This is a genomic window from Bradyrhizobium sp. IC4059 (assembly GCF_020193615.1).
Lineage (GTDB): Bacteria > Pseudomonadota > Alphaproteobacteria > Rhizobiales > Xanthobacteraceae > Bradyrhizobium > Bradyrhizobium yuanmingense.
In genome coordinates, this window is record NZ_JADYVH010000006.1 from 362,509 (window position 1) to 385,845 (window position 23,337).

The 23,337-nt window shown below is 64.0% G+C and carries 34 protein-coding genes; 32 read left to right on the forward strand and 2 right to left on the reverse strand.

Translation table 11 applies throughout. From position 1 onward, the window contains the following. Positions 1-34: 34 nt before the first annotated feature. The 29 genes from rplC (at position 35) to I6F12_RS21155 (ending at position 16,917) form a co-directional block, all read left to right on the forward strand. Positions 35-748, forward strand: a complete 714-nt coding sequence (gene rplC, locus I6F12_RS21015) for a 50S ribosomal protein L3 (RefSeq protein ID WP_025036993.1) — start codon at positions 35-37, stop codon at positions 746-748. A gap of 1 nt (position 749) precedes the next feature. Next, positions 750-1,370 (forward strand): 50S ribosomal protein L4, encoded by a 621-nt coding sequence (gene rplD, locus I6F12_RS21020; RefSeq protein ID WP_018647243.1) that lies wholly within the window; start codon positions 750-752, stop codon positions 1,368-1,370. Continuing rightward, complete coding sequence (locus I6F12_RS21025) at positions 1,367-1,669, forward strand: 50S ribosomal protein L23 (protein ID WP_025036992.1); 303 nt, start codon at positions 1,367-1,369, stop codon at positions 1,667-1,669. The genes rplD and I6F12_RS21025 overlap by 4 nt, the downstream gene beginning before the upstream one ends. A gap of 12 nt (positions 1,670-1,681) precedes the next feature. Next, positions 1,682-2,515 carry a 50S ribosomal protein L2 gene (gene rplB / locus I6F12_RS21030; protein ID WP_024342450.1) on the forward strand — a complete coding sequence of 278 codons (834 nt, stop codon included), beginning with the start codon at positions 1,682-1,684 and terminating at the stop codon, positions 2,513-2,515. 12 nt (positions 2,516-2,527) lie between these two features. After that, a complete protein-coding gene (gene rpsS, locus I6F12_RS21035; RefSeq protein WP_008136357.1) occupies positions 2,528-2,806 on the forward strand; it encodes a 30S ribosomal protein S19 in 279 nt (92 codons plus the stop codon). A 10-nt stretch (positions 2,807-2,816) separates the two neighbouring features. Next, positions 2,817-3,203 (forward strand): 50S ribosomal protein L22, encoded by a 387-nt coding sequence (rplV, locus tag I6F12_RS21040; protein ID WP_008549264.1) that lies wholly within the window; start codon positions 2,817-2,819, stop codon positions 3,201-3,203. 17 nt (positions 3,204-3,220) lie between these two features. Beyond that, positions 3,221-3,946, forward strand: coding sequence for a 30S ribosomal protein S3 (rpsC, locus tag I6F12_RS21045; protein WP_036011029.1), 726 nt, complete (start codon positions 3,221-3,223; stop codon positions 3,944-3,946). A 30-nt stretch (positions 3,947-3,976) separates the two neighbouring features. After that, positions 3,977-4,390, forward strand: coding sequence for a 50S ribosomal protein L16 (gene rplP / locus I6F12_RS21050; RefSeq protein WP_008136349.1), 414 nt, complete (start codon positions 3,977-3,979; stop codon positions 4,388-4,390). A 5-nt stretch (positions 4,391-4,395) separates the two neighbouring features. Then, a complete protein-coding gene (rpmC, locus tag I6F12_RS21055; protein WP_025036989.1) occupies positions 4,396-4,602 on the forward strand; it encodes a 50S ribosomal protein L29 in 207 nt (68 codons plus the stop codon). A gap of 13 nt (positions 4,603-4,615) precedes the next feature. After that, on the forward strand, positions 4,616-4,864 hold the full coding sequence (rpsQ, locus tag I6F12_RS21060) for a 30S ribosomal protein S17 (protein WP_024342452.1): 249 nt from the start codon (positions 4,616-4,618) through the stop codon (positions 4,862-4,864). Between the two features lie 84 nt (positions 4,865-4,948). Beyond that, positions 4,949-5,317: a 50S ribosomal protein L14 gene (gene rplN / locus I6F12_RS21065; protein WP_007603030.1), complete on the forward strand. Its 369-nt coding sequence runs from the start codon at positions 4,949-4,951 to the stop codon at positions 5,315-5,317. Further along, entirely contained in the window at positions 5,317-5,631 is a 315-nt protein-coding gene (rplX, locus tag I6F12_RS21070; protein WP_011088142.1) for a 50S ribosomal protein L24, read from the forward strand. The genes rplN and rplX overlap by 1 nt, the downstream gene beginning before the upstream one ends. After that, positions 5,624-6,181, forward strand: coding sequence for a 50S ribosomal protein L5 (gene rplE, locus I6F12_RS21075; protein ID WP_025036988.1), 558 nt, complete (start codon positions 5,624-5,626; stop codon positions 6,179-6,181). Before rplX ends, rplE begins: the two co-directional genes overlap by 8 nt. A 46-nt stretch (positions 6,182-6,227) precedes the next feature. After that, positions 6,228-6,533, forward strand: coding sequence for a 30S ribosomal protein S14 (rpsN, locus tag I6F12_RS21080; RefSeq protein WP_028137018.1), 306 nt, complete (start codon positions 6,228-6,230; stop codon positions 6,531-6,533). A gap of 14 nt (positions 6,534-6,547) precedes the next feature. After that, positions 6,548-6,946: a 30S ribosomal protein S8 gene (gene rpsH / locus I6F12_RS21085; protein WP_024342456.1), complete on the forward strand. Its 399-nt coding sequence runs from the start codon at positions 6,548-6,550 to the stop codon at positions 6,944-6,946. A 16-nt stretch (positions 6,947-6,962) separates the two neighbouring features. Beyond that, positions 6,963-7,496 (forward strand): 50S ribosomal protein L6, encoded by a 534-nt coding sequence (rplF, locus tag I6F12_RS21090; protein ID WP_036011036.1) that lies wholly within the window; start codon positions 6,963-6,965, stop codon positions 7,494-7,496. An 11-nt stretch (positions 7,497-7,507) separates the two neighbouring features. After that, positions 7,508-7,870 carry a 50S ribosomal protein L18 gene (gene rplR, locus I6F12_RS21095; protein WP_024342458.1) on the forward strand — a complete coding sequence of 121 codons (363 nt, stop codon included), beginning with the start codon at positions 7,508-7,510 and terminating at the stop codon, positions 7,868-7,870. A gap of 44 nt (positions 7,871-7,914) precedes the next feature. Beyond that, positions 7,915-8,508, forward strand: coding sequence for a 30S ribosomal protein S5 (gene rpsE / locus I6F12_RS21100; protein ID WP_025036985.1), 594 nt, complete (start codon positions 7,915-7,917; stop codon positions 8,506-8,508). A gap of 25 nt (positions 8,509-8,533) precedes the next feature. After that, a complete protein-coding gene (gene rpmD / locus I6F12_RS21105) occupies positions 8,534-8,728 on the forward strand; it encodes a 50S ribosomal protein L30 (protein ID WP_225147670.1) in 195 nt (64 codons plus the stop codon). Between the two features lie 75 nt (positions 8,729-8,803). Then, entirely contained in the window at positions 8,804-9,289 is a 486-nt protein-coding gene (gene rplO / locus I6F12_RS21110) for a 50S ribosomal protein L15 (protein ID WP_036011044.1), read from the forward strand. A 149-nt stretch (positions 9,290-9,438) separates the two neighbouring features. Continuing rightward, positions 9,439-10,770, forward strand: a complete 1,332-nt coding sequence (gene secY, locus I6F12_RS21115) for a preprotein translocase subunit SecY (RefSeq protein WP_036011045.1) — start codon at positions 9,439-9,441, stop codon at positions 10,768-10,770. Then, on the forward strand, positions 10,767-11,978 hold the full coding sequence (locus tag I6F12_RS21120; protein ID WP_225157142.1) for a preprotein translocase subunit SecY: 1,212 nt from the start codon (positions 10,767-10,769) through the stop codon (positions 11,976-11,978). The genes secY and I6F12_RS21120 overlap by 4 nt, the downstream gene beginning before the upstream one ends. Continuing rightward, complete coding sequence (locus I6F12_RS21125) at positions 11,975-12,844, forward strand: adenylate kinase (protein ID WP_057029636.1); 870 nt, start codon at positions 11,975-11,977, stop codon at positions 12,842-12,844. Before I6F12_RS21120 ends, I6F12_RS21125 begins: the two co-directional genes overlap by 4 nt. A 186-nt stretch (positions 12,845-13,030) precedes the next feature. After that, positions 13,031-13,399, forward strand: a complete 369-nt coding sequence (rpsM, locus tag I6F12_RS21130) for a 30S ribosomal protein S13 (RefSeq protein ID WP_008549231.1) — start codon at positions 13,031-13,033, stop codon at positions 13,397-13,399. A 131-nt stretch (positions 13,400-13,530) separates the two neighbouring features. Then, positions 13,531-13,920 (forward strand): 30S ribosomal protein S11, encoded by a 390-nt coding sequence (gene rpsK, locus I6F12_RS21135; RefSeq protein ID WP_007603045.1) that lies wholly within the window; start codon positions 13,531-13,533, stop codon positions 13,918-13,920. A gap of 114 nt (positions 13,921-14,034) precedes the next feature. Next, positions 14,035-15,066 (forward strand): DNA-directed RNA polymerase subunit alpha, encoded by a 1,032-nt coding sequence (locus I6F12_RS21140; RefSeq protein ID WP_036011050.1) that lies wholly within the window; start codon positions 14,035-14,037, stop codon positions 15,064-15,066. Between the two features lie 148 nt (positions 15,067-15,214). Then, the gene (rplQ, locus tag I6F12_RS21145) at positions 15,215-15,631 is read left to right on the forward strand and encodes a 50S ribosomal protein L17 (protein WP_025036979.1); all 417 of its coding nucleotides are present in this window, start codon (positions 15,215-15,217) and stop codon (positions 15,629-15,631) included. A gap of 190 nt (positions 15,632-15,821) precedes the next feature. Continuing rightward, positions 15,822-16,610 carry an SDR family oxidoreductase gene (locus tag I6F12_RS21150; RefSeq protein ID WP_109143365.1) on the forward strand — a complete coding sequence of 263 codons (789 nt, stop codon included), beginning with the start codon at positions 15,822-15,824 and terminating at the stop codon, positions 16,608-16,610. Positions 16,611-16,620: 10 nt separating this feature from the next. Next, the gene (locus I6F12_RS21155) at positions 16,621-16,917 is read left to right on the forward strand and encodes a DUF1330 domain-containing protein (RefSeq protein WP_036027590.1); all 297 of its coding nucleotides are present in this window, start codon (positions 16,621-16,623) and stop codon (positions 16,915-16,917) included. Between the two features lie 89 nt (positions 16,918-17,006). On the opposite strand, the gene I6F12_RS21160 is transcribed toward I6F12_RS21155, so the two are convergent. Further along, on the reverse strand, positions 17,007-18,020 hold the full coding sequence (locus I6F12_RS21160) for a zinc-binding alcohol dehydrogenase family protein (RefSeq protein ID WP_225157143.1): 1,014 nt from the start codon (positions 18,018-18,020) through the stop codon (positions 17,007-17,009). 123 nt (positions 18,021-18,143) lie between these two features. On the opposite strand from I6F12_RS21160, the gene I6F12_RS21165 reads away from it, so the two are divergent. Next, complete coding sequence (locus I6F12_RS21165; RefSeq protein WP_036011060.1) at positions 18,144-18,518, forward strand: helix-turn-helix domain-containing protein; 375 nt, start codon at positions 18,144-18,146, stop codon at positions 18,516-18,518. Positions 18,519-18,638: 120 nt separating this feature from the next. On the opposite strand, the gene I6F12_RS21170 is transcribed toward I6F12_RS21165, so the two are convergent. After that, on the reverse strand, positions 18,639-20,252 hold the full coding sequence (locus I6F12_RS21170; RefSeq protein ID WP_074448164.1) for an OprO/OprP family phosphate-selective porin: 1,614 nt from the start codon (positions 20,250-20,252) through the stop codon (positions 18,639-18,641). Between the two features lie 312 nt (positions 20,253-20,564). On the opposite strand from I6F12_RS21170, the gene I6F12_RS21175 reads away from it, so the two are divergent. Both I6F12_RS21175 and I6F12_RS21180 read left to right on the forward strand, forming a co-directional pair. After that, complete coding sequence (locus tag I6F12_RS21175) at positions 20,565-21,971, forward strand: DegQ family serine endoprotease (RefSeq protein ID WP_036027581.1); 1,407 nt, start codon at positions 20,565-20,567, stop codon at positions 21,969-21,971. Continuing rightward, positions 21,968-23,302, forward strand: coding sequence for a replication-associated recombination protein A (locus I6F12_RS21180; protein WP_225157144.1), 1,335 nt, complete (start codon positions 21,968-21,970; stop codon positions 23,300-23,302). The genes I6F12_RS21175 and I6F12_RS21180 overlap by 4 nt, the downstream gene beginning before the upstream one ends. The last annotated feature ends 35 nt before the right edge of the window (positions 23,303-23,337 follow it).

Here is a 23,337-nt window from a genome sequence, read left to right on the forward strand (position 1 = left end):
CCAAAAGCGGACAAAGAGAACAGGAAGCAAGCCGATGCGCTCCGGAGTGATCGCACAAAAGGTCGGGATGACGCGGGTCTTCACGGAGGCCGGCGAACATATCCCCGTGACCGTGCTGAAGCTCGGCAATTGCCAGGTCGTAGGCCACCGCACCGAAGAGAAGAACGGTTACGTCGCGCTCCAGCTCGGTTCGGGCAGCCGCAAGACCGTCTACATGCCGAAGGCCGAGCGCGGCCAGTTCGCGGTCGCCAAGGTCGAGCCAAAGCGCCGGGTCGAGGAATTCCGCGTCACCGCGGACGCCATGATCCCGGTCGGCGCCGAGATCCAGGCCGACCACTTCGTCGTCGGCCAGTTCGTCGACGTCACCGGCACCTCGGTCGGTAAGGGCTTCGCCGGCGGCATGAAGCGCTGGAACTTCGGCGGTCTGCGCGCCACGCACGGTGTGTCGATCTCGCACCGCTCGATCGGTTCGACCGGTGGCCGTCAGGACCCCGGCAAGACCTGGAAGAACAAGAAGATGCCCGGCCACATGGGCGTCGACCGCATCACCACGCTCAACCTTCGCGTCGTCCAGACCGATGTCGAGCGCGGCCTGATCCTCGTCGAAGGCGCCGTTCCCGGCTCCAAGGGCGGCTGGATCCGCGTGCGCGACGCCGTCAAGAAGCCGCTGCCGAAGGAAGCCCCGAAGCCCGGCAAGTTCAAGGTTGCTGGCGACGCGGAAGCCGCTCCGGCTGCGCAGGAGGCGTGAGATGGAATTGAAGGTCACCACCCTCGAAGGTAAGGAAGCCGGCTCCGTCCAGCTGTCCGACGCCATTTTCGGCCTCGAGCCGCGCGAGGACATCATCGCGCGCTGCGTGCAGTGGCAGCTCAACAAGCGCCAGGCCGGCACGCACAAGGCCAAGGGCCGCGCCGAGATCTGGCGCACCGGCAAGAAGATGTACAAGCAGAAGGGCACCGGCGGTGCTCGTCACGGCTCGGCCCGCGTGCCGCAGTTCCGCGGCGGCGGTCGTGCCTTCGGTCCGGTGGTGCGTTCGCACGCCACCGACCTGCCGAAGAAGGTTCGTGCGCTCGCTCTGAAGCATGCGCTCTCGGCCAAGGCCAAGGACGGCGATCTCGTCGTGATCGAGAAGGCCGCGCTGGAAGCCGCCAAGACCAAGGCGCTGCTCGGTCACTTCTCGGGCCTCGGCCTCACCAACGCGCTGATCATCGACGGTGCCGAGCTCAACAACGGCTTCGCCGCTGCGGCTCGCAACATCCCGAACATGGACGTGCTGCCGATCCAGGGCATCAACGTCTATGACATCCTGCGCCGTCAGAAGCTCGTTCTGACCAAGGCCGCCATCGATGCGCTGGAGGCGCGCTTCAAATGAGCAAGAACATCGAGCCTCGCCACTACGACGTGATCCTGTCGCCGGTCGTGACCGAAAAGGCGACGATCGCCTCGGAGCACAACAAGGTGCTGTTCAAGGTGGCCGCCAAGGCGACCAAGCCGCAGATCAAGGAAGCGATCGAGAAGCTGTTCGACGTCAAGGTCAAGAGCGTCAACACGCTGGTCCGCAAGGGCAAGGTCAAGGCCTTCCGCGGCACCATCGGCTCGCAGTCGAACAGCAAACGCGCGATCGTGACCCTCGAAGAGGGTCACCGGATCGACGTCACCACCGGTCTGTAAGGTCGTACGACGATGGCACTGAAGACATTCAATCCCACGACGCCGGGCCAGCGCCAGCTGGTCATGGTCGATCGTTCGGCCCTCTACAAGGGCAAGCCGGTCAAGGCGCTCACCGAAGGCAAGAAGTCCTCGGGCGGCCGCAACAACACCGGCCGCATCACCGTGCGCTTCCGCGGCGGTGGTCACAAGCAGACGCTGCGTACCGTCGACTTCAAGCGTGAGAAGATCGACGTGCCCGCGACCGTCGAGCGTCTCGAGTATGATCCCAATCGCACCGGTTTCATCGCCCTGATCAAGTATCAGGACGGCGAGCAGGCCTACATCCTGGCGCCGCAGCGCCTGGCGGTGGGTGACACGATCATTGCCGGCAATTACGTCGACGTGAAGCCGGGCAACGTCATGCCGCTCGGCAACATGCCGGTCGGCACGATCATCCACAACATCGAGGTCAAGATCGGCAAGGGCGGCCAGCTGGCGCGTTCCGCCGGCACCTACGCCCAGCTCGTCGGCCGCGACCAGGACTACGTCATCATCCGCCTGAATTCGGGCGAGCAGCGCCTGGTGCACGGTCGTTGCCGCGGCACGATCGGCGCGGTGTCAAACCCGGATCACATGAACACCTCGATCGGCAAGGCCGGTCGCAAGCGTTGGATGGGCCGCAGGCCGCACAACCGCGGTGTCGCGATGAACCCGATCGACCATCCGCACGGCGGTGGTGAAGGTCGTACCTCGGGCGGCCGCCACCCGGTCACCCCGTGGGGCAAGCCGACCAAGGGCAAGAAGACCCGCACCAACAAGTCGACCAACAAATTCATTCTCCTAAGCCGCCACAAGCGGAAGAAGTAAGGAACGCCGGACATGGTTCGTTCAGTCTGGAAAGGCCCGTTCGTCGAGGGTTCTCTGCTCAAGAAGGCAGATGCCGCGCGCGCGTCCGGCCGTCACGACGTCATCAAGATTTGGAGCCGTCGCTCGACGATCCTGCCGCAATTCGTCGGCCTGACCTTCGGCGTCTACAACGGTCAGAAGCACGTGCCGGTGGCCGTGAACGAGGAAATGGTCGGTCACAAGTTTGGCGAGTTCTCGCCGACCCGGACCTTCCATGGCCACTCCGGCGACAAGAAAGCCAAGAAGGCTTGAGGATTAAACGATGAGCAAACCTAAGCGCGAACGGAGCCTCGCCGACAACGAGGCCAAGGCGGTCGCCCGGATGCTGCGGGTGAGCCCGCAGAAGCTCAACCTGGTCGCCCAGCTCATTCGCGGCCGGAAGGCGTCTGCCGCGCTCGCCGACCTGCAGTTTTCGCGCAAGCGGATCGCGGTCGACGTGAAGAAGTGCCTGGAATCGGCGATCGCCAACGCCGAGAACAACCACGACCTCGACGTCGACGATCTCGTCGTGGCGCAGGCCTTCGTCGGCAATGGCCTCGTGATGAAGCGCTTCGCCGCCCGCGGCCGCGGCCGCTCGGGCCGTGTCTACAAACCGTTTTCGCAGCTGACGATCATCGTTCGTCAGGTCGAAGCTGAAGCCGCCGCTTAAGGGCGCAGGAGAACACGATGGGTCAAAAGATCAATCCGATCGGTCTGCGTCTCGGCATCAACCGGACCTGGGATTCCCGCTGGTTCGCCGGCAAGCAGGAATACGGCAAGCTGCTGCACGAGGACGTCAAGATCCGCGAGATCCTGCACAAGGAGCTCAAGCAGGCGGCCGTCGCCCGCATCGTGATCGAGCGTCCGCACAAGAAGTGCCGCGTCACCATCCACTCGGCCCGTCCGGGCGTGGTGATCGGCAAGAAGGGCGCCGACATCGACAAGCTGCGCAAGAGGGTCGCGGACATCACCTCGTCCGACGTCGTCATCAACATCGTCGAGATCCGCAAGCCGGAGCTCGATGCGACGCTGGTGGCCGAATCGATCGCGCAGCAGCTCGAGCGCCGCGTGGCGTTCCGCCGTGCCATGAAGCGCGCCGTGCAGTCGGCAATGCGTCTCGGCGCGGAGGGCATCCGCATCAACTGCTCGGGACGTCTGGGCGGTGCGGAAATCGCGCGCATGGAGTGGTACCGCGAAGGCCGCGTGCCGCTGCACACGCTGCGTGCCGACATCGACTACGGCGTTGCGACCGCGTTCACGACCTTCGGCACCTGCGGCGTCAAGGTCTGGATCTTCAAGGGCGAGATCCTCGAGCACGATCCGATGGCCCAGGACAAGAGAATGGCCGAAGGCGAGACCGGCGGCAGTGGCGATCGCGGTGGCCGTCAGCGCCGCGAGACGGCCGCTGCCTAAGGCCAGACAGGAATTTGAGGGCTTAAAGCCATGATGCAACCTAAGAAAACGAAGTTCCGGAAGGCGCATAAGGGCCGCATCCACGGCGTTGCGTCTTCGGGCGCGACGTTGGCGTTCGGCCAGTTCGGCCTGAAGGCGACCGAGCCTGAGCGCGTCACCGCGCGCCAGATCGAAGCCGCCCGCCGCGCGCTGACCCGCCACATGAAGCGCGCCGGCCGCGTCTGGATCCGCGTGTTCCCCGACGTTCCGGTGTCGAAGAAGCCGGCCGAAGTCCGCATGGGCTCCGGCAAGGGTTCGCCGGAATTGTGGGTCGCGCGCGTCAAGCCGGGCCGGGTGCTGTTCGAGATCGATGGCGTCAACACCCAGACGGCGCGTGAGGCGCTGACCCTGGCGGCCGCCAAGCTGCCGATCAAGACGCGCTTCGTCGAGCGCATTGCGGAGTAATGGCCATGGCACAGATGAAGATCGAAGACATCCGCGCGATGAGCCCCGACCAGCAGGATGAGGCCATCCTGAACCTGAAGAAGGAGCGCTTCAACCTGCGCTTCCAGCGCGCCACCGGGCAGCTCGAGAACACCTCGCGCCTGCGCGAGGCCCGCCGCGACATCGCCCGGATCAAGACCATCGCCGCGCAGACGCGCGCGAAGAAGAAGTAAGAGGCTTACGAAGATGCCGAAACGTACTTTGCAGGGCGTGGTCGTCAGCGACAAGCAAGCCAAGACCATCGTGGTGCGCGTCGACCGCCGCTTCACGCACCCGATCTACAAGAAGACGATCCGCCGTTCGAAGAACTACCACGCGCACGACGAGAGCAACCAGTTCAAGCCGGGCGACATGGTGTGGATCGAGGAAACGAAGCCGATTTCGAAGTTGAAGCGCTGGGTCGTGATCCGGGGCGAACACAAGAAAAGCGCCTGATCTGTTGGCTTTAGCCGACTGACTTCAGGGAAATGTTGAGCGCCGGCTGGGCTGGCGCAAAGAGAAAGAGGACGAGGTGCATCAATGATTCAGATGCAGACCAACCTCGACGTGGCCGACAATTCTGGCGCACGCCGTGTCATGTGTATCAAGGTGCTCGGAGGCTCCAAGCGCCGCTACGCCACGATCGGCGACATCATCGTCGTGTCGATCAAGGAAGCCATTCCGCGTGGCAAGGTGAAGAAGGGCGACGTGATGAAGGCCGTCGTGGTGCGCGTCCGCAAGGACATCCGCCGCGCCGACGGCTCGGTCATCCGTTTCGACCGCAACGCCGCCGTGCTGATCAACAACCAGTCCGAGCCGGTCGGCACCCGTATCTTCGGGCCCGTGCCGCGCGAGCTGCGCGCCAAGAACCACATGAAGATCATCTCGCTCGCGCCGGAGGTGCTGTGATGGCTGCGAAGATCCGCAAGGGCGACAAGGTCGTCGTGCTGACCGGCCGCGACAAGGGCCGCACCGGCGAAGTGTTCGAGGTTCGCCCCGACGCCGGCACCGCGCTGGTGCGCGGCATCAACATGGTCAAGCGTCACCAGAAGCAGACGCAGGCCCAGGAGGGCGGCATCATCTCGAAAGAGGCGCCGATCCAACTGTCCAACATCGCGTATGTCGGCAAGGACGGAAAGCCGACCCGCGTCGGATTCAAGATTCTGGCGGACGGCAAGAAGGTCCGCATCGCCAAGAGCTCGGGAGCTGAGATCGATGGCTGAGGCCGCTTACACGCCGCGCCTGCGCGCGGAATATGACGCGAAGATCCGCACGGCTCTGACCGAGAAGTTCGGTTACGAGAATGTCATGCAGGTTCCGCGCCTGGACAAGGTTGTGCTGAACATGGGCGTTGGCGATTCCGTCAACGACCGCAAGAAGGCCGAGACCGCCGCTGCCGAATTGACCCAGATCGCCGGCCAGAAGGCGATCGTCACCTATTCGCGCATCGCGATCGCGACCTTCAAGCTGCGTGAGAACCAGCCGATCGGCTGCAAGGTCACGCTGCGCAAGGCCCGCATGTACGAGTTCATCGATCGCCTGGTGAACGTCGCGCTGCCGCGCGTGCGCGACTTCCGCGGCCTGAACCCGAAGAGCTTCGACGGCCGCGGCAACTACTCGCTCGGCATCAAGGAGCACATCATTTTCCCCGAGATCGACTTCGACAAGGTCACGGAAGCCCGCGGTATGGACATCACCGTCTGCACCACGGCCAAGACCGACGAAGAGGCGAGGGCCTTGTTGACCGCTTTCAATTTCCCGTTCCGGCAGTGAGACGCTGACTTAGAGCCTCTCAAACGCGGATACCCAGGAGCCAAGCATGGCAAAGAAGAGTTCAGTCGAGAAGAACAACCGGCGCAAGCGGATGGTGAAGAACGCCGCCGCCAAGCGCGAGCGGTTGAAGGCGATCATCGCCGACAAGACGCTGCCGATGGAGGAGCGGTTCGCCGCGACCCTGAAGCTGGCGGAAATGCCGCGCAACTCGTCGGCGACCCGCATCCGCCTGCGTTGCGAGCTGTCGGGCCGTCCGCGCTCGAACTATCGCAAGAACAAGCTGTCCCGTATCGCGCTGCGCGAACTTGGCTCCAAGGGCATGGTCCCGGGCCTCGTGAAGTCCAGCTGGTAAGGAGGGTCGTTTAGATGTCTACGCACGATCCAATCAGCGATCTGATCACCCGTATCCGCAACGCGCAGATGCGTTCGAAGACCAAGGTCTCCACGCCCGGCTCGAAGATGCGCGAGAACGTGCTCGAGGTTCTGAAGGCTGAGGGCTACATCCGCGGTTACGCCACGCTCGAGCACTCCTCGGGCCGCAGCGAGATCGAGATCGAGCTGAAGTATTTCGACGGCGAGCCCGTCATTCGCGAGATTGAGCGCGTTTCCAAGCCCGGGCGCAGAGTCTACGCCTCGGTGAAGAACCTGCCGCGGGTGAACAACGGTCTCGGCATTTCGGTGTTGTCGACGCCGAAGGGGATCATGGCCGACCACAGCGCGCGCGACGCGAATGTGGGCGGTGAAGTCCTCTTCACGGTGTTCTGAGAAGGATTTTTCATCCATGTCACGAGTTGGCAAAAGGCCTGTGGCGGTTCCGTCGGGTGTGACCGCGACCGTCGATGGGCAAACCGTCAAGATGAAGGGGCCGAAGGGCCAGCTTCAGTTCGTCGTCCACGACGACGTCGAGGTGAAGCTCGAGAACGGCCAGGTCAAGGTCAAGCCGCGGACCGAGACCAACCGCGCGCGGGCCCTCTACGGCACCGCTCGCGCCCAGGTCGCGAATCTGGTCGAAGGCGTCACCAAGGGTTTCGAGAAGAAGCTCGAGATCACCGGCGTCGGCTATCGCGCCGCGATGCAGGGCAAGAACCTGCAGCTCGCGCTCGGCTACAGCCATGACGTGATCTACCCGATCCCCGAGGGGATCACGATCACCGTGCCGAAGCCGACCGAGATCACGGTGGCGGGCAGCGACGTCCAGCGCGTCGGCCAGGTCGCCGCCGAGATCCGCTCCTATCGTCCGCCGGAGCCCTACAAGGGCAAGGGCGTGAAGTATGTGGGCGAATTCATCTTCCGCAAGGAAGGCAAGAAGAAGTAACGGAGCCGGTCATGTCGAAAGCCAAGGTTACGAATGCCCGGCGCAAGCGGAGTGTGCGGCTGAAGCTGCGCCGTTCCGCCGGCGGCCGTCCGCGCCTGTCGGTGTTCCGCTCGTCCAAGCACATCTACGCCCAGGTCATCGACGACCTGAAGGGCGAGACGCTGGCCTCTGCTTCGTCGCTCGAGAAGTCGATGCGCGACGGCGGCAAGACCGGCGCCGACATCGATGCGGCGAAGGCGGTCGGCAAGCTGCTGGCTGAGCGCGCTGCAGAGAAGGGTGTCAAGGAAGTCGTGTTCGATCGCGGCAGCTATCTCTATCACGGGCGCGTCAAGGCTCTTGCCGATGCAGCGCGTGAGAGTGGGCTGAGCTTCTAACAGAATTTGAGGATTGAGGCGTAAGTCTCTGAAGGATTAGAAAAATGGCAGAACGCGAACAACGTGGTGGACGCGATCAACGCGGCGGCGGACGTGAACGCAGGGAGCGCGAGGAGCGCGACAGCGAGTTCGTCGACAAGCTCGTCCACATCAACCGCGTGGCCAAGGTCGTCAAGGGCGGCAAGCGCTTCGGTTTCGCAGCGCTGGTCGTGATCGGCGACCAGAAGGGCCGCGCCGGCTTCGGTCACGGCAAGGCGCGCGAAGTGCCTGAGGCGATCCGCAAGGCGACCGAGTCCGCCAAGCGCAACCTGACGCGGGTGTCGCTGCGCGAGGGCCGCACGCTCCATCACGACATCGCCGGCCGTCATGGCGCGGGCCGTGTCTATCTGCGTGCAGCTCCGGCCGGTACCGGCATCATCGCCGGTGGCCCGATGCGCGCCGTGTTCGAGACGCTCGGCGTCCAGGACGTGGTGGCGAAGTCGATCGGCTCGTCGAACCCGTACAACATGGTGCGCGCGACCTTCGACGCGCTCAAGCACCAGGATTCGCCGCGTTCGGTCGCAGCCCGCCGCAACATCAAGGTGTCCACCCTCCAGTCCCGTCGTATCGGCGGCGATGCCGAGGCGGCCGCCGACTAACGGAAGCTTTTCGGAGTAGACTCCCATGGCCAAGACCGCAAAGACGATCAAGGTCGAGCAGACCGGCAGCGCGATCCGCCGCCATCACTCGCAGCGTTCGACCCTGATCGGGCTCAAGCTCAACAAGATCGGCCGCACCAGCGAACTGCCGGATACCCCGGCGGTCCGCGGCATGATCGAGAAGGTTCACCATCTCGTCCGCATCATCGACGAGAAGTAAGCAAAGGCGCACGGTCCCGGAGAGCGGGAAGCGGTTTTCGGTGAAGATCGTGCGCAAGACACAAGGAGAAGGGCGATGAAGCTCAGCGATATCGCCGACAACGCCGGCTCGCGCAAGAAGCGTATGCGCGTCGGCCGCGGCATCGGTTCCGGCAAGGGCAAGCAGTCCGGCCGCGGCGGCAAGGGCCAGACCGCGCGTTCGGGCGTGCGCATCAAGGGTTTCGAAGGCGGCCAGATGCCGATGCATCGCCGTCTGCCCAAGCGCGGCTTCAACAACATCTTCCGCGTCGAGTTCGCCGAGATCAATCTCGACCGGCTCCAGGAAGCGGTCGACGCCAAGAAGATCGACGCCGGCAGCGTCGTCAATGTCGAGGCCCTGGTGAAAGGCGGCGTGCTGCGCCGCGCCAAGGGCGGCCTGCGGCTGCTCGGCCGAGGCGAGCTCAAGTCCAAGCTCAACATCGAAGTGCACGGCGCCAGCAAGACCGCGATCGCCGCGGTCGAGAAGGCCGGCGGTTCGGTGAAGATCCTCGCCCAGCCCAAGGAAGAAGGCGAGGCGGCGTAACAACTGCGTCATTGGCCCGCGGCGCGCGGGCCTTTACGCATGCGGGACGTGGACTTATCGAAGCCGAGCCCCAGATAATGTCCGGCGTCCGCTAATTCAGCCCGGCCGCGGGCATCAACGGCGCAATAGGCGGCGGGAGAAAGTCCAAGATGGTCTCTGCAGCGGAACAACTGGCAGCCAATCTCAATTTCGGCGCGTTTGCCAAGGCCGACGAACTGAAGAAGCGCATCTGGTTCACCCTGGGTGCGCTGCTCGTTTATCGGCTCGGGACCTACATTCCGCTGCCCGGCATCGACCCGAGCGCCTGGGAACAGGTGTTCCGCTCGCAGGCCGGCGGCATCCTCGGCATGTTCAACATGTTCGCCGGCGGCGGCATCAACCGCATGGCGATCTTCGCGCTGAACATCATGCCGTATATCTCGGCCTCCATCATCATCCAGCTGTTGACCACGGTGTCGCCGCAGCTCGAAGCGCTGAAAAAGGAAGGCGAAGCCGGCCGCAAGACGCTGAATCAGTATACCCGCTATCTCACGGTGATCCTGGCCGCGTTCCAGTCCTACGGCATCGCGGTAGGACTTCAGGGCGCCGGCAATGTCGTCAGCGAACCTGGACTGTTTTTCCTGCTCTCGACCTCTATCACGCTGACCGGCGGCACCATGTTCCTGATGTGGCTCGGCGAGCAGATCACCTCGCGCGGCATCGGCAACGGCATTTCGCTGATCATTCTGGCCGGCATCGTCGCCGAGTTGCCCGCGGCACTCGCCGGCATGCTCGAGCTCGGCCGTCAGGGCGCGATGTCGACCGGCCTGATCCTGGTCGTCATCATCATGGCCGTCGTCGTGATCGCCTTCATCGTCTTCATGGAGCGCGCCCAGCGCCGCCTCTTGATCCAGTATCCGAAGCGCCAGGTCGGCAACAAGATGTTCGAGGGCCAGTCCTCGCATCTGCCGCTCAAGCTCAACACCTCCGGCGTGATCCCGCCGATCTTCGCATCCTCGCTGCTCCTCTTGCCGACGACGGTTGCGAACTTCAACACGGGTAGCGGGCCGGAATGGTTCCAGTGGATCACGACACAGCTCGGCCATGGCCGTCCGCTGTTCCTGATCATGTATCTGGCGCTGATCGTGTTCTTCGCCTTCTTCTACACCGCGATCGTGTTCAACCCGACCGAGACCGCGGACAATCTGAAGAAGCACGGCGGTTTCATTCCCGGCATTCGCCCGGGCGAACGCACCGCGGAATACATCGACTATGTGCTGTCGCGCATCACCGTGCTGGGTGCGATTTATCTCGCCATCGTCTGCTTGATCCCGGAAATCCTGATCTCCTACGCTTCGGTGCCGTTCTATTTCGGCGGCACCTCGCTGCTGATCGTCGTCAGCGTCACCATGGACACGGTGGCGCAGGTCCAGGGCTATCTGCTGGCGCACCAGTATGAAGGTCTGATCCGCAAGTCCAAGCTGCGGGGCCGCCGTAGATGAGCAGGGAGCTCGCGCGCCGAATCGCTTTCACGATCGGCGCGCTGCTCCTTTTCAGGCTCGGCACGCAGATCCCGATTGCGGGACTGAATCTCTCCGACGTCTCGCCGGCGCTGGATCTCGTCTCCCGGCTTTCGATCTTTGCGCTCGGCCTCGTTCCCTATCTGACTGCGGCAATCTTGATCCGGCTGCTGTCCATGGTGTGGCGCGGCCCGAATTCGCTCGAACGATCCGGCGAGGGCGGACGGCGTAAGATCGCACGTGCCACGCTCGGGCTCACACTCGGAATTGCGGCCTTTCAGGCCTACGGCATCGCCTCGGCACTGACGTCGATCCCGGGCCTCGTCAAAAATCCCGACGGCTGGTTCGTGACGACGGCTACGGCCTCGATGGTCGGCGGCGTCGTCGTGCTGGTGTGGCTCAGCGAACAGATGACCCGCTACGGCATCGGCAATGGCTTGGCGCTGATCTTGAGTGCCGGCTTCATCGTCGCCGTTCCGCAAAACATTGCCGGTATCGCGGATCTCGTGCGGAGCGGGACGATCTCGGGCAATCTTGTGCTCGGCCATGTCGTGTTTTGGATCGCGATCGTCGTCGTGATCGTGCTTGTCGAAGGTGCGCGGCGAAATATCCGGGTCCAGTTCGCAGCACAAAGCGTCGGTACGCGGCAGCTGCCTGTGCGCGATGCAGTACTGCCGATTAAGCTCAACAGCGCCGGGTTCGTGATTCCCGTCACCGTGGCGCCGTGGATATTCTATCTGCCGCTTGCCTTTGCGGGCTTCATCCTGGGAGGCGATCATCCCCTGGTTGCCGCAACCTACCGGCATCTCCAGCTGGGGCAGCCGGCGCACCTCATTCTCGTGTCGATCGCCGTGTTCGTGCTCGCCTTCGTCTACACTGCTTATGTGATTGATCCCGAATACACCGCCAAATCCCTGACCCGCCATGAGGGCGCAATTCCCGGTGTCGCTCCCGGCGAGGCCACCGCGGACTATCTCGATCGCGTCGTGTCATTGACGACAGTCGTCGGAGCCGTCTACCTGACGGCGTTGCAGTTGATTCCGGAGGTGTTCGAGCTTTACGGGATCGGCCTGCCTTATAGTATGGTCGTCAATGGTGGTGCAGTGCTGGTTGTGGTTTGCACCGTTCTTGATATCAAAACGCAGGTGCGCGAGGTGTCGCTCACCAATCCGGGGGGCGTACGCCGATGAGAATTATACTTCTGGGACCGCCGGGGTCGGGCAAGGGGACCCAGGCCCAGCTCCTGGTGCAGCGCTATGGCATCGTCCAGCTCTCGACTGGCGAGATGCTGCGTGCCGCGGTTGCGGCCGGCACCCCGGTCGGGTTGAAGGCCAAGGAGATCATGGCGAGCGGCGGCCTCGTGCCCGATGACGTCGTGGTGGGAATCATTTCCGACCGCATCGAGCAGCCGGACGCCAAGAGCGGTTTCATCCTCGACGGTTTCCCTCGCACCGTGCCGCAGGCCGAGGCGCTGGACGAGCTGCTCAAGCGCAAGCACCTCAAGCTGGACGCCGTGATCGAGCTCCGGGTCAATGAGAGCGCGCTTCTGAGCCGCGTCGAGACCCGCGTCGCCCAAATGCGGGAGCGCGGCGAGGAGGTCCGGCTCGACGATACCCCGGAGGTCCTGACCAAGCGGCTGGCCAGCTATCGCAGCCAGACGGAACCGCTGATTCACTACTATTCCGAGCGGCGGAAGCTCTCGACCATCGACGGCATGATGACCATCGACGAGGTCACCCGCGCCATCCATCGCCAGCTGCTGGCTCTGGGGGCGGTCGAGCCCAAGACGCATGCCCGGAGCGCCGCCAAGGCGGCGCCGGCTAAAAAGGCCCAAGCGGGGAAGAAGGCGGCGGCAAGGCCGGCAAAAACGGCCAAAAAGGGCGTCAAATCGGCTAAAAAGGCCGCCAAATCGGCGGTGAAAGGCCCAAAGAAGGCGGCCAAGAAAGCCTCCAAGAAAGCCACCAAGAAAACCGTCAAGAAAGCAGCCAAGAAGTCGGTCAAAAAGGGTGCCAAAAAGGCCGCAAAAAAGGTCACGAAAAAGCGAGCCAAGCGCTAGCAGCGGTTGACGAAAGCCCCCGGAATCCCTTAATAAGCCCGCATCCAAGTCGGATAGTTTCAGACGATGCCGGGCCCCAGGAAGACCGGGGGTGGGCGTCGTGTTCGCGTTTGTGAACACCTGCCCGAGAAAGCAAGCACTTAAAGCCCGATCCCTGACGAGGGATCGGCAACAGGAGAGAAGGCCGTGGCCCGTATTGCCGGCGTGAACATTCCCACCAACAAGCGCGTGCTGATCGCGCTCCAGTACATCCATGGCATCGGCCAGAAGATCGCTGGTGAGATCCTCGAGAAGGTGAAGATCCCCGTGGATCGTCGCGTCAATCAGCTCAGCGACGCCGAAGTGCTCCAGATCCGCGAAGTGATCGACCGCGACTATCTCGTCGAGGGCGACCTGCGTCGTGAGGTCGGCATCAACATCAAGCGTCTGATGGACCTCGGCTGCTATCGCGGCCTGCGTCATCGTCGCGGTCTACCGGTGCGCGGTCAGCGGACCCACACCAATGCGCGCACGCGCAAGGGCCCGGCCAAGGCCATCGCCGGCAAGAAGAAGTAAACTGGCGAATTGGACGTGGCGAGTGGCGAGTAGGGGGCTTCCCTATTCGCCACTCGCTACTCGCTATTCGCTTCCATAGGTGTAGCCGCTGGCATTACGGCGGCGTTTGAGATCTTCAGGAAAGGGACTCAATGGGCAAGGAAGCCACCCGCGTTCGTCGTCGTGAGCGCAAGAACATCGCCTCCGGCGTCGCGCATGTGAACTCGTCGTTCAACAACACGACCATCACCATCACCGACGCGCAGGGCAATACGATCGCCTGGTCCTCGGCCGGCACGATGGGCTTCAAGGGCTCGCGCAAGTCGACCCCGTATGCCGCGCAGGTTGCCGCCGAGGACGTGTCCAAGAAGGCGCAGGAGCACGGCATGCGCACGCTGGAAGTCGAGGTCGCCGGTCCTGGTTCGGGCCGCGAATCGGCGCTCCGCGCGCTCCAGGCTGCCGGCTTCACCGTCACCTCGATCCGCGACGTGACCACGATCCCGCACAACGGCTGCCGTCCCCGCAAGCGTCGGCGCGTTTGATTTTGACGAGCTGCGGGCGCGTCGGCGCCCGCGGCGACTTTGCAAGAAGCCGCGGGAATGATCTGCGGCCTTTCTCCAACGCCAGTATTTGCACCGTCAAATTGACTGGCCTGTATGGGTGAAACAGTGACGATCCAGAAAAATTGGCAAGAACTGATTCGGCCGAACAAGCTCCAGGTCACGCCCGGCAGCGATTCCTCGCGTTTCGCGACCATCGTCGCCGAGCCGCTCGAGCGTGGCTTCGGCCAGACCCTCGGCAATGCGCTGCGCCGCATCCTGCTCTCCTCGCTCCAGGGCGCGGCGGTGCAGTCGGTGCACATCGACGGCGTGCTGCACGAGTTCTCCTCGATCGCGGGCGTCCGTGAGGACGTCACCGACATCGTGCTCAACATCAAGGACATCTCGATCAAGATGCAGGGCGAGGGCCCCAAGCGCATGGTCGTGAAGAAGCAGGGCCCGGGTGTCGTCACCGCGGGCGACATTCAGACCGTCGGCGATGTGGTCGTGCTCAACCCCGATCTGCAGATCTGCACGCTCGACGAGGGCGCCGAGATCCGCATGGAGTTCACGGTCTCGACCGGCAAGGGCTACGTGCCCGCCGAGCGCAACCGTCCCGAGGATGCGCCGATCGGCCTGATCCCGGTCGACAGCCTGTACTCGCCGGTCCGCAAGGTCTCCTACAAGGTCGAGAACACCCGCGAGGGCCAGATCCTCGACTACGACAAGCTGACCATGACGATCGAGACCAACGGCGCGATCACGCCGGATGACTCGGTGGCCTACGCCGCCCGCATCCTGCAGGATCAGCTCAACGTGTTCGTCAACTTCGAAGAGCCGCGCAAGGAAGTCGCCCAGGAGATCATCCCGGACCTCGCCTTCAACCCAGCCTTCCTCAAGAAGGTGGACGAGCTCGAGCTGTCGGTGCGTTCGGCCAACTGCCTGAAGAACGACAACATCGTCTACATCGGCGACCTCGTGCAGAAGAGCGAGGCGGAAATGCTCCGCACCCCGAACTTCGGCCGCAAGTCGCTGAACGAGATCAAGGAAGTGCTGGCCCAGATGGGTCTGCACCTCGGCATGGAAGTGCCGGGCTGGCCGCCGGAGAACATCGACGAGCTCGCCAAGCGCTTCGAGGATCATTACTGAGCGAATGGCGAGTAGGGAGTGGCGAGTAGGGGAAGAAGATCTATTCGCTACTCACCATTCGCCACTCGCAGCCTAGGGCGAACGCAGGAAGCCCACCTGAAAACCAGTCGCTGAACCACCGCGACACAATCGAAGAAGGACTACACACATGCGTCACGGCAAGGTTCATCGGAAGCTCAACCGCACGGCCGAGCACCGCAAGGCGATGTTCGCCAACATGGCGGCCGCGCTGATCAAGCACGAGCAGATCGTCACCACGCTGCCCAAGGCCAAGGAGCTTCGCCCGATCGTCGAGAAGCTCGTCACCCTCGGCAAGAAGGGCGGCCTGTCGCTGCGCCGTCAGGCCATCTCCGAGCTGCGCGACGTCGATATGGTCAAGAAGCTCTTCGATACGCTCGCGACCCGCTACAAGGACCGCCAGGGTGGCTACACCCGCATCATCAAGGCGGGCTTCCGCTACGGCGACAACGCCGCGATGGCCGTGATCGAGTTCGTCGATCGCGACGTCGACGCCAAGGGCCAGGATTCCGGCCCGGTGCAGGAGAAGGAAGCCGAGGCGGCGTAAAGCCCGACCGGCATGACGTTTCAAAAGCGGCGCCTTCGGCGCCGCTTTTTTGTTGGAACGGTCGGGTGGACAAAGGGCGCGCTCTTGGCGCGCCGTGCCCACCATTCACGCTCCTCACGCGTCGGTGAGCCCTGATTGCAGCTGAGGGAGCCGCTTCCGATATCTCCATCCGCATCCATGGAGATATCGCATGAAGATCGACCTTTCCGGAAAAACCGCCCTCGTCACCGGCTCGACCGCCGGCATCGGCCACGCCATCGCCAGGGGGCTCGCCGGCTCCGGCGCCAGCGTCGTGATCAACGGCCGCGGCCAGGACAAGGTCGATGCGGCGGTGCGCAGGTTGGAAGGGACGGGCGCCAAGGTCCGCGGCATCGCAGCCGACGTCTCGACCGCGGCAGGCTGCAAGGCACTCGTTGCGGCGCTGCCCGAGGTCGACATCCTCATCAACAATGCCGGCATCTTCGAGCCCAAGGATTTCTTCGACATCTCCGACGAGGACTGGAGCCGTTTCTTCGAGGTCAACGTGATGAGCGGCGTGCGGTTGTCGCGCGCCTACATGAAGGGCATGCTGAAGCGCAATTGGGGCCGCATCGTCTTCATCTCCTCGGAATCCGGGCTCAACATTCCCGTCGAGATGATCCATTACGGCATGACCAAGACGGCCCAGCTTTCGGTGGCGCGCGGCCTGGCGCAGCTCACCAGCGGCACCGGCGTCACCGTCAATTCCGTGCTGCCGGGCCCGACCATGTCGGAAGGCGTCGAGACGTTCGTCAAGGATCTCGCGAAGCAGAACGGCCAGTCCGTGGATGAAGCCGCCGCCAACTTCGTCAAGCAGCATCGTCCGAGCTCGCTGCTGCAGCGCTTCGCCAGCGTCGACGAGATCGCCAACATGGTGGTCTATGTCGCCTCGAAGGAGGCATCCGCCACCAACGGCGCAGCGCTGCGCGCCGAGGGTGGCATCGTCAACACGATCGCCTGAGGCGATGCGCATGGCGGCCTATGTGATCTCCGAGGTCGAGGTGCGCGATCCCGCCGCATTCGAGGCCTATCGCGCCCTGGCTGCCAAGACGATCGCGCAGTACGACGGGCGTTATCTCGTCCGCGGCGGCAAGGCCGAGCTTGCCGAAGGCAATTTGCCGCCGAAGGCCATTATCATCGTCGAGTTCGCGTCGATGGCGCGGCTGAAGGAATGGTACGCCTCGCGGGAATATGCCGAAGCGCTCAAGGTGCGGCAGACGGCGCTGGAGCGGCGGCTGTTGTTCGTTGAAGGGACGCCGGTGCCGTAGGGTGGGCAAAGCGAAGCGTGCCCACCATTGTCGCGACTAGAGAGAGATGGTGGGCACTGCGCAAGTGCGCGTTGCCCACCCGACGAAAGCTACCATCCCTCCAGCACGATCTTGCCGCGCGACTTGCCGCTCTCCAACAGCGCGTGCGCGCGCTTCAGGTTGGCTGCGTTGATTGTGCCGAAGGTCTGGTCGAGCGTGGTGCGCAACACGCCCTTGTCGATGAGGTCGGCCACGTCATTGAGCAGATGATGCTGCGCGATCATGTCAGGGGTCTGGAACGAGGAGCGCGTGAACATCGATTCCCAATGCACCGAGATTGCCTTGCCCTTGAATGCGGCAATCGTGAACTCCGGGGGATCGTCGATCAGGCCGAACTTGCCCTGTGGTGCCATGAATTCCGCAATCGCCTTGTAGTGCTGGTCGGTAAAGGTGAGGCTGGCCACCAGCGCAACCGGCGGCAGCTTCAATTTCTCGATCTGCTCCTTCATCGGCTTGCCATGGTCGATCACCGCATGCGCGCCGAGATCGATGCACCATTTCTGCGACTCCGGCCGCGTCGCGGTGGCGAGCACCGTCAGCCCGGTGAGGCGGCGGGCGAGCTGGATCAGGATCGAGCCGACGCCGCCGGCGCCGCCCGTGATCAAGAGGGTACGCGGATCGACGCTCTTGCCCGGCACTGCGCCGAGCCGGTCGAACAGCAGCTCCCAGGCGGTGATCGAGGTGAGGGGAAGAGCGGCGGCTTGGGCGAACGACAGGCTCTTCGGTTTGGCGCCGACGATGCGCTCGTCGACCAGATGGAATTCGGCGTTGGTGCCCTGGCGCAGGATCGAGCCCGCGTAGAACACCTCGTCCCCTGGCTTGAACAGCGTGACCTCAGACCCGACCGCATCGACCACGCCGGCCGCGTCATAGCCGAGGATCTTGGTCTCGCCCTCGGGCGGGGCGGCGCGCTTGCGCACTTTGTAGTCGACCGGATTGGCCGATATCGCTTTCACCGCGACGCGGATGTCGCGCCCTTTGGGGTCGGGTTTAGCGGTCTCGAAATCGAACAGTGATTCCGCGTCCTCGATCGGAAGCGATTTCTTGTAGCCGACGGCTTTCATGGCGTGTCTCCATCAGATGGCTTTGTTCGCCCGCTGCCCTAACTGTCGCTCTGGCTCCGATTTGGCAAGTACTGTAAATTTGGGGATATAGTCCCTGTTTGGATACTATTGGGAAAAAGCCGCATGAAACGCCGTAACTTCGCCCGCCGTCCAGGCTGCTCGGTCGAGGCGACGCTGGACCTGATCGACGGCAAGTGGAAGGGCGTGATCCTCTACCACCTGCAGAGCGGCACCCAGCGCTTCGGCGAATTGCGCCGCCGGATGCCTGGCATCACCCAGCGCATGCTGACGAAGCAGCTGCGCGCGCTGGAGGAAGACCGGCTCGTCATCCGCAAGGTCTATGCCGAGGTGCCGCCGCGGGTGGAGTATTGCCTGTCCGAACTGGGCGAGAGCCTGAGGCCCGTGATCGACATCCTGAAGGCCTGGGGCGAGAGCCACCAGGAGCGGTTGTCCTGCGCGCCGCCGCCCGTGGTCGTGAAGAAGAAGCGCGCGGCGTGATCGTTCGGGAGCGGACGCTGCCGCTCCCGAACGAGCGCGTTCTAAAGCGCGATCGCGCTTTAGGTTTTGTTTGAGCATGATCTTTTCGGAAAACCGCTTCACACTTTTCCGGATCATGCTCTAGAACGCGAACTGCGTGCGCATCGCGACCGCGTCGAACTTCGAGCCGACGTCGGCGGTCGAGATCGGCGAGGCCTGTCGCGACACCGTGCCGTGCAGATAATCGAGCATGAAGCGCACGTTGCCGTTGACGTACCAGTTGAGCGCGAGCGTATAGACGGTCTGCCGGCCGCCTGCGACGCCGCTCGCGGTCGCGAGCTGATCGTTGAGGTCGATCGTCGAGAACCGTCCTGCGATCTCCCACGCGCCCCAGCCGCCGCCGTCGAGCGAGAACGGATGTGCCGGCTTGACGCCGCTATAGGCCGCGTTCGCCGCATTGTAGGAGCGGCCTTCGCCGGTCAGCACATAGCCGGCCTGCGCGTAGCCGCCTTGGAATTTCAGGCTCGGTGCACCCGTCAGCGGCACGGCCGTGTTGGCGGTGCGATCGACATTGTACCAGAAATACTCGCCCTGGACGATGAACGGACCGTAGGTCGCCGCCGCCTCGACGCTGTAGACCTGCGCGCCCGAGGCATTGGCGATAGCGCCGGTCGAGATCAGCGTGGTCGGGTCGAGCCGCAATTCCGGACGATCGCTGAGCGTGACCGTCTGGGTGTTGGCGATGAGATTGCGCGGCGGCTGGATCAGCCATTGCGCATTGGCGCCGATATGCACCGAGTAGTCCTTGGTGCTGATCGGATTGCCGGCGACGCGCGCCACGGCACCATATTGCTCGCTGGTGCCGGGCGGCGCCGCGCTCGAGGCGGAATGGATCGCACCGGTCGTCGGTCCCGTGACATAGCCGCCGATCCAGAGCTGGTCGTTGAACCAGCGCGCACCGGCTGCGGAACGGAAGTCACCGGCGGCGATGTTGGTCGCGATCACGCCGGGCGAGGCGCGCTCCATGAACATGATGTCGTTCGAGCTCGTGGCTTCATCCATGGTGTAGGGCAGGTCCATGATGCCGGCCTCGATCGCCATCTTGCCGCCGAACGGCTTCAGGCCGGTATAGCTGATATAGGCGTTCTCGACGCCGGAGACGCCGCCGCCGGGCAGCGATCCCGGCGCGGCGCCGCCAAATCCGTCGGACGAGCCGCCGAAATCGTAGACCAGTGCGAAATTCCAATCGTGGAAGAACTTGCCGGTGACACCGATGCGCGCGCGGCGGACGTTCTGGCCGCTATCGAGCTTTTGCGGCACGGTGGCCGCGGTGTTGGGACGATAGTCATAGCCGCCGACATCCCAATGCAGGCGGCTGGTGATGGCGACGCAGTTGGCCTGGTCGGCGGTGCAGATCGTCGGCCGGTTGTTCGGCATCGTCACGACGACGCCGGACGCCGGCGCCGGCCCCTTGACGGGGATTGCCGCGTTGGCATTGGCCACCGCGGCCTTTGCCTCCGCGCGCGCCTCGGCCTTTGCCTCTGCCTTGGCTTCGACTTTCGCCTTTGCTGCGGCTGCCGTGTTCGCCGCGGTCTGGCTCTGCAGCTTGTCGAGCTTCTGCTCGAGCATCTTCAACTGCTGCTTCAACAGCGCGATCTCCTGCTCGCTGCTGCTTGCCGACTGGGCCTGGGCCTGCGAGGCCGCCAGCGCGCCGGCGAGACCAATCGCGGTGGCCGCAATTCTTGTTCTGCTCACGTTACGCTCCATCATCTGACTGTTTTCCCCAAGTCGCGAACGGAGAGCCTAGGTGTGATCGATGACTGCCCCGCGACGCTGCGAGCGGTTGCGTCGGTTCCTACTGATGCAAATTCGCCGCAACCGAATCCGCCTCACACCACCATGCAAGATGACGCACATCATGCCAATCCGCCGCCGGGCAAATGGCCGATTCGCACGGCACCCTTGCATCCCGGACACGGCTTCGAGGCGGCCGAATATTGCCCTCCGGCGCTCTTCTATTGGGGGGCGAACGCGCCTATATTCCGGCGTCATTTCCAAGAGGTAGGAATGTTTCGAGCGACCTGGACTGCCGCCCTTACGGCGCTGTGCATAGCCTTTTCGGCCACCTTCAATCCGACTGCAGCGCAGGACCGTCGGGTCCCGTCGTCGCCGGCCGAGCTGCGGATGTCCTATGCGCCGATCGTGCAGCGGGTGCAGCCGGCGGTCGTCAACGTCTATGCCGCAAAGGTGGTGCAGAACCGCAATCCGCTACTGGACGATCCGATCTTCCGCCGCTTCTTCGGCGTGCCGGGCCAGCAGCCCGAGCAGATGCAGCGCTCGCTCGGCTCCGGCGTCATCGTCGATGCCTCCGGCCTCGTCGTCACCAACGTCCACGTCATCGAGGGCGCCGACCAGGTGAAGGTGTCGCTGTCGGACAAGCGCGAGTTCGAGGCCGAGATCCTGCTCAAGGATTCCCGGACCGATCTCGCCGTGCTGCGCCTGAAGGACAGCAAGGAGAAGTTCCCGACGCTGGACTTCACCAATTCCGATGAGCTCTTGGTCGGCGACGTCGTGCTCGCGATCGGCAATCCGTTCGGCGTCGGCCAGACCGTGACCCAGGGTATCATTTCGGCGCTGGCGCGCACGCAAGTGGGCATCACCGACTATCAGTTCTTCATTCAGACCGATGCGGCGATCAACCCGGGCAATTCCGGCGGCGCGCTGGTCGACATGGGTGGCAAGCTCGCCGGCATCAATACCGCGATCTATTCGCGCTCCGGCGGCTCGCAAGGCATCGGCTTTGCGATTCCCGCCAACATGGTGCGCGTCGTCGTCGCCTCCGCCAAGAGCGGCGGCAAGGCGGTGAAGCGGCCCTGGCTCGGTGCGAAATTGCAGGCGGTGACGCCCGACATCGCCGAGAGCCTCGGCTTGCGCTCGCCGACCGGTGCGCTGGTCGCGAGCGTGGTGTCGAACGGTCCGGCGGCGAAAGCCGGCCTGAAATCCTCCGACCTCATCACCGGGATCGACGGCCAGATCGTGGATGATCCCAACGCCTTCGACTATCGCTTCGCAACCCGTCCGCTCGGCGGCACCGCGCAGCTCGACGTGCAGCGCGGCGGCAAGTCGGTGAAGCTCACGGTAGCGCTGGAGACCGCGCCCGACACCGGGCGCAACGAGCTCGTCGTCACCGCGCGTTCGCCGTTCCAGGGCGCGAAGGTTTCGACCATCACGCCGGCCGTCGCCGATGAGCTGCGTCTGGATGCCGACACCGAAGGCGTCGTGATCACCGATATCGGCGGCGATACCGCGGCTGCGAGTGTCGGCTTCCAGAAGGGCGACATCATCCTGGCCGTCAACAATCAGAAGATCAGCAAGACCGGCGACCTCGAGAAGGCTGCAGGTGAACGGGCACGGATCTGGCGCATCACGCTGGTGCGTGGTGGCCAGCAGATCAACGTCACGCTGGGCGGATGAGTCCGAAGCGACCAACGGAGACACCGACTCTCTTTGCTGCGGCGGGGCTCGAACACGATGCTCCGCATCCGCTGCCGGACCGGCTGCGCCCGCGCACGCTGTCGGAGGTCGTCGGCCAGGATCACATCCTCGGCCCGGACGGTGCGCTGACGCGCATGCTGGAGACGCGCACGCTCGGCTCGCTGGTGTTCTGGGGCCCGCCCGGCACCGGCAAGACCACGGTGGCACGGCTCCTGGCTGACGCGACGGATCTGCATTTCGAACAGATCTCGGCGGTGTTCTCCGGCGTCGCCGACCTCAAGAAGGCGTTCGATGCCGCGCGCGCCCGCCGCGAGACGGGCAAGGGCACGCTGCTGTTCGTCGATGAGGTGCACAGATTCAACCGCGCCCAGCAGGACTCCTTTCTACCGGTGATGGAAGACGGCACGGTCGTCATGGTCGGCGCCACCACCGAGAACCCGTCCTTCGAGCTCAATGCGGCGTTGCTCTCGCGTGCGCGCGTGCTGGTGTTTCGCTCGCTCGATGCCGCCGCGATCGAAAAGCTGTTCGTGCATGCCGAAGCCGTCGAGGGCAGGAAGCTGCCACTCGATGCGGAGGCGCGCGCGGTGCTGGTGCGCATGGCCGACGGCGATGGCCGTGCGTCGTTGACGCTCGCCGAAGAAGTCTGGCGTTCGGCGCGGGCGGACGAGATTTTCAATGCCGAGCAGCTGCAGGAGATTCTGCAGCGCCGCGCGCCGATCTACGACAAATCGGCCGACGGCCACTACAATCTCATCTCGGCGCTGCATAAATCGGTGCGCGGCTCCGATCCCGATGCCGCGCTGTATTACCTCGCGCGCATGCTGGACGCTGGCGAGGACCCGCTGTTCCTGGCCCGCCGCGTCGTGCGCATGGCGGTCGAGGACATCGGGCTGGCCGATCCGCAGGCGCTCGTCATCGCCAATGCCGCCAAGGACGCCTTCGACTTCCTCGGCCATCCCGAGGGCGAGCTCGCCATCGCCCAGGCCGTGGTCTATCTCGCCACCGCGCCGAAATCGAACGCGGTCTACACCGCCTTTGGCAGCGCGATGCAGGTCGCCAAGCAGGCCGGCTCGCTGCTACCGCCAAAGCACATCCTCAATTCCCCGACCAAGCTGATGAAGTCGGAAGGCTACGGCTCCGGCTACACATACGACCACGACGCGCCGGACGCCTTCTCCGGCCAGGACTACTTTCCGGAGGCCCTGGGACGTCAGACCTTCTACGACCCGCCCGAGCGCGGTTTTGAACGCGAGATCAGGAAGCGGCTGGATTACTGGGCCAAGCTGCGCAAGGAGCGGGGCGGGACTTAGGGCTACAGGGCGTATATTTACGGTTTACGTAACGC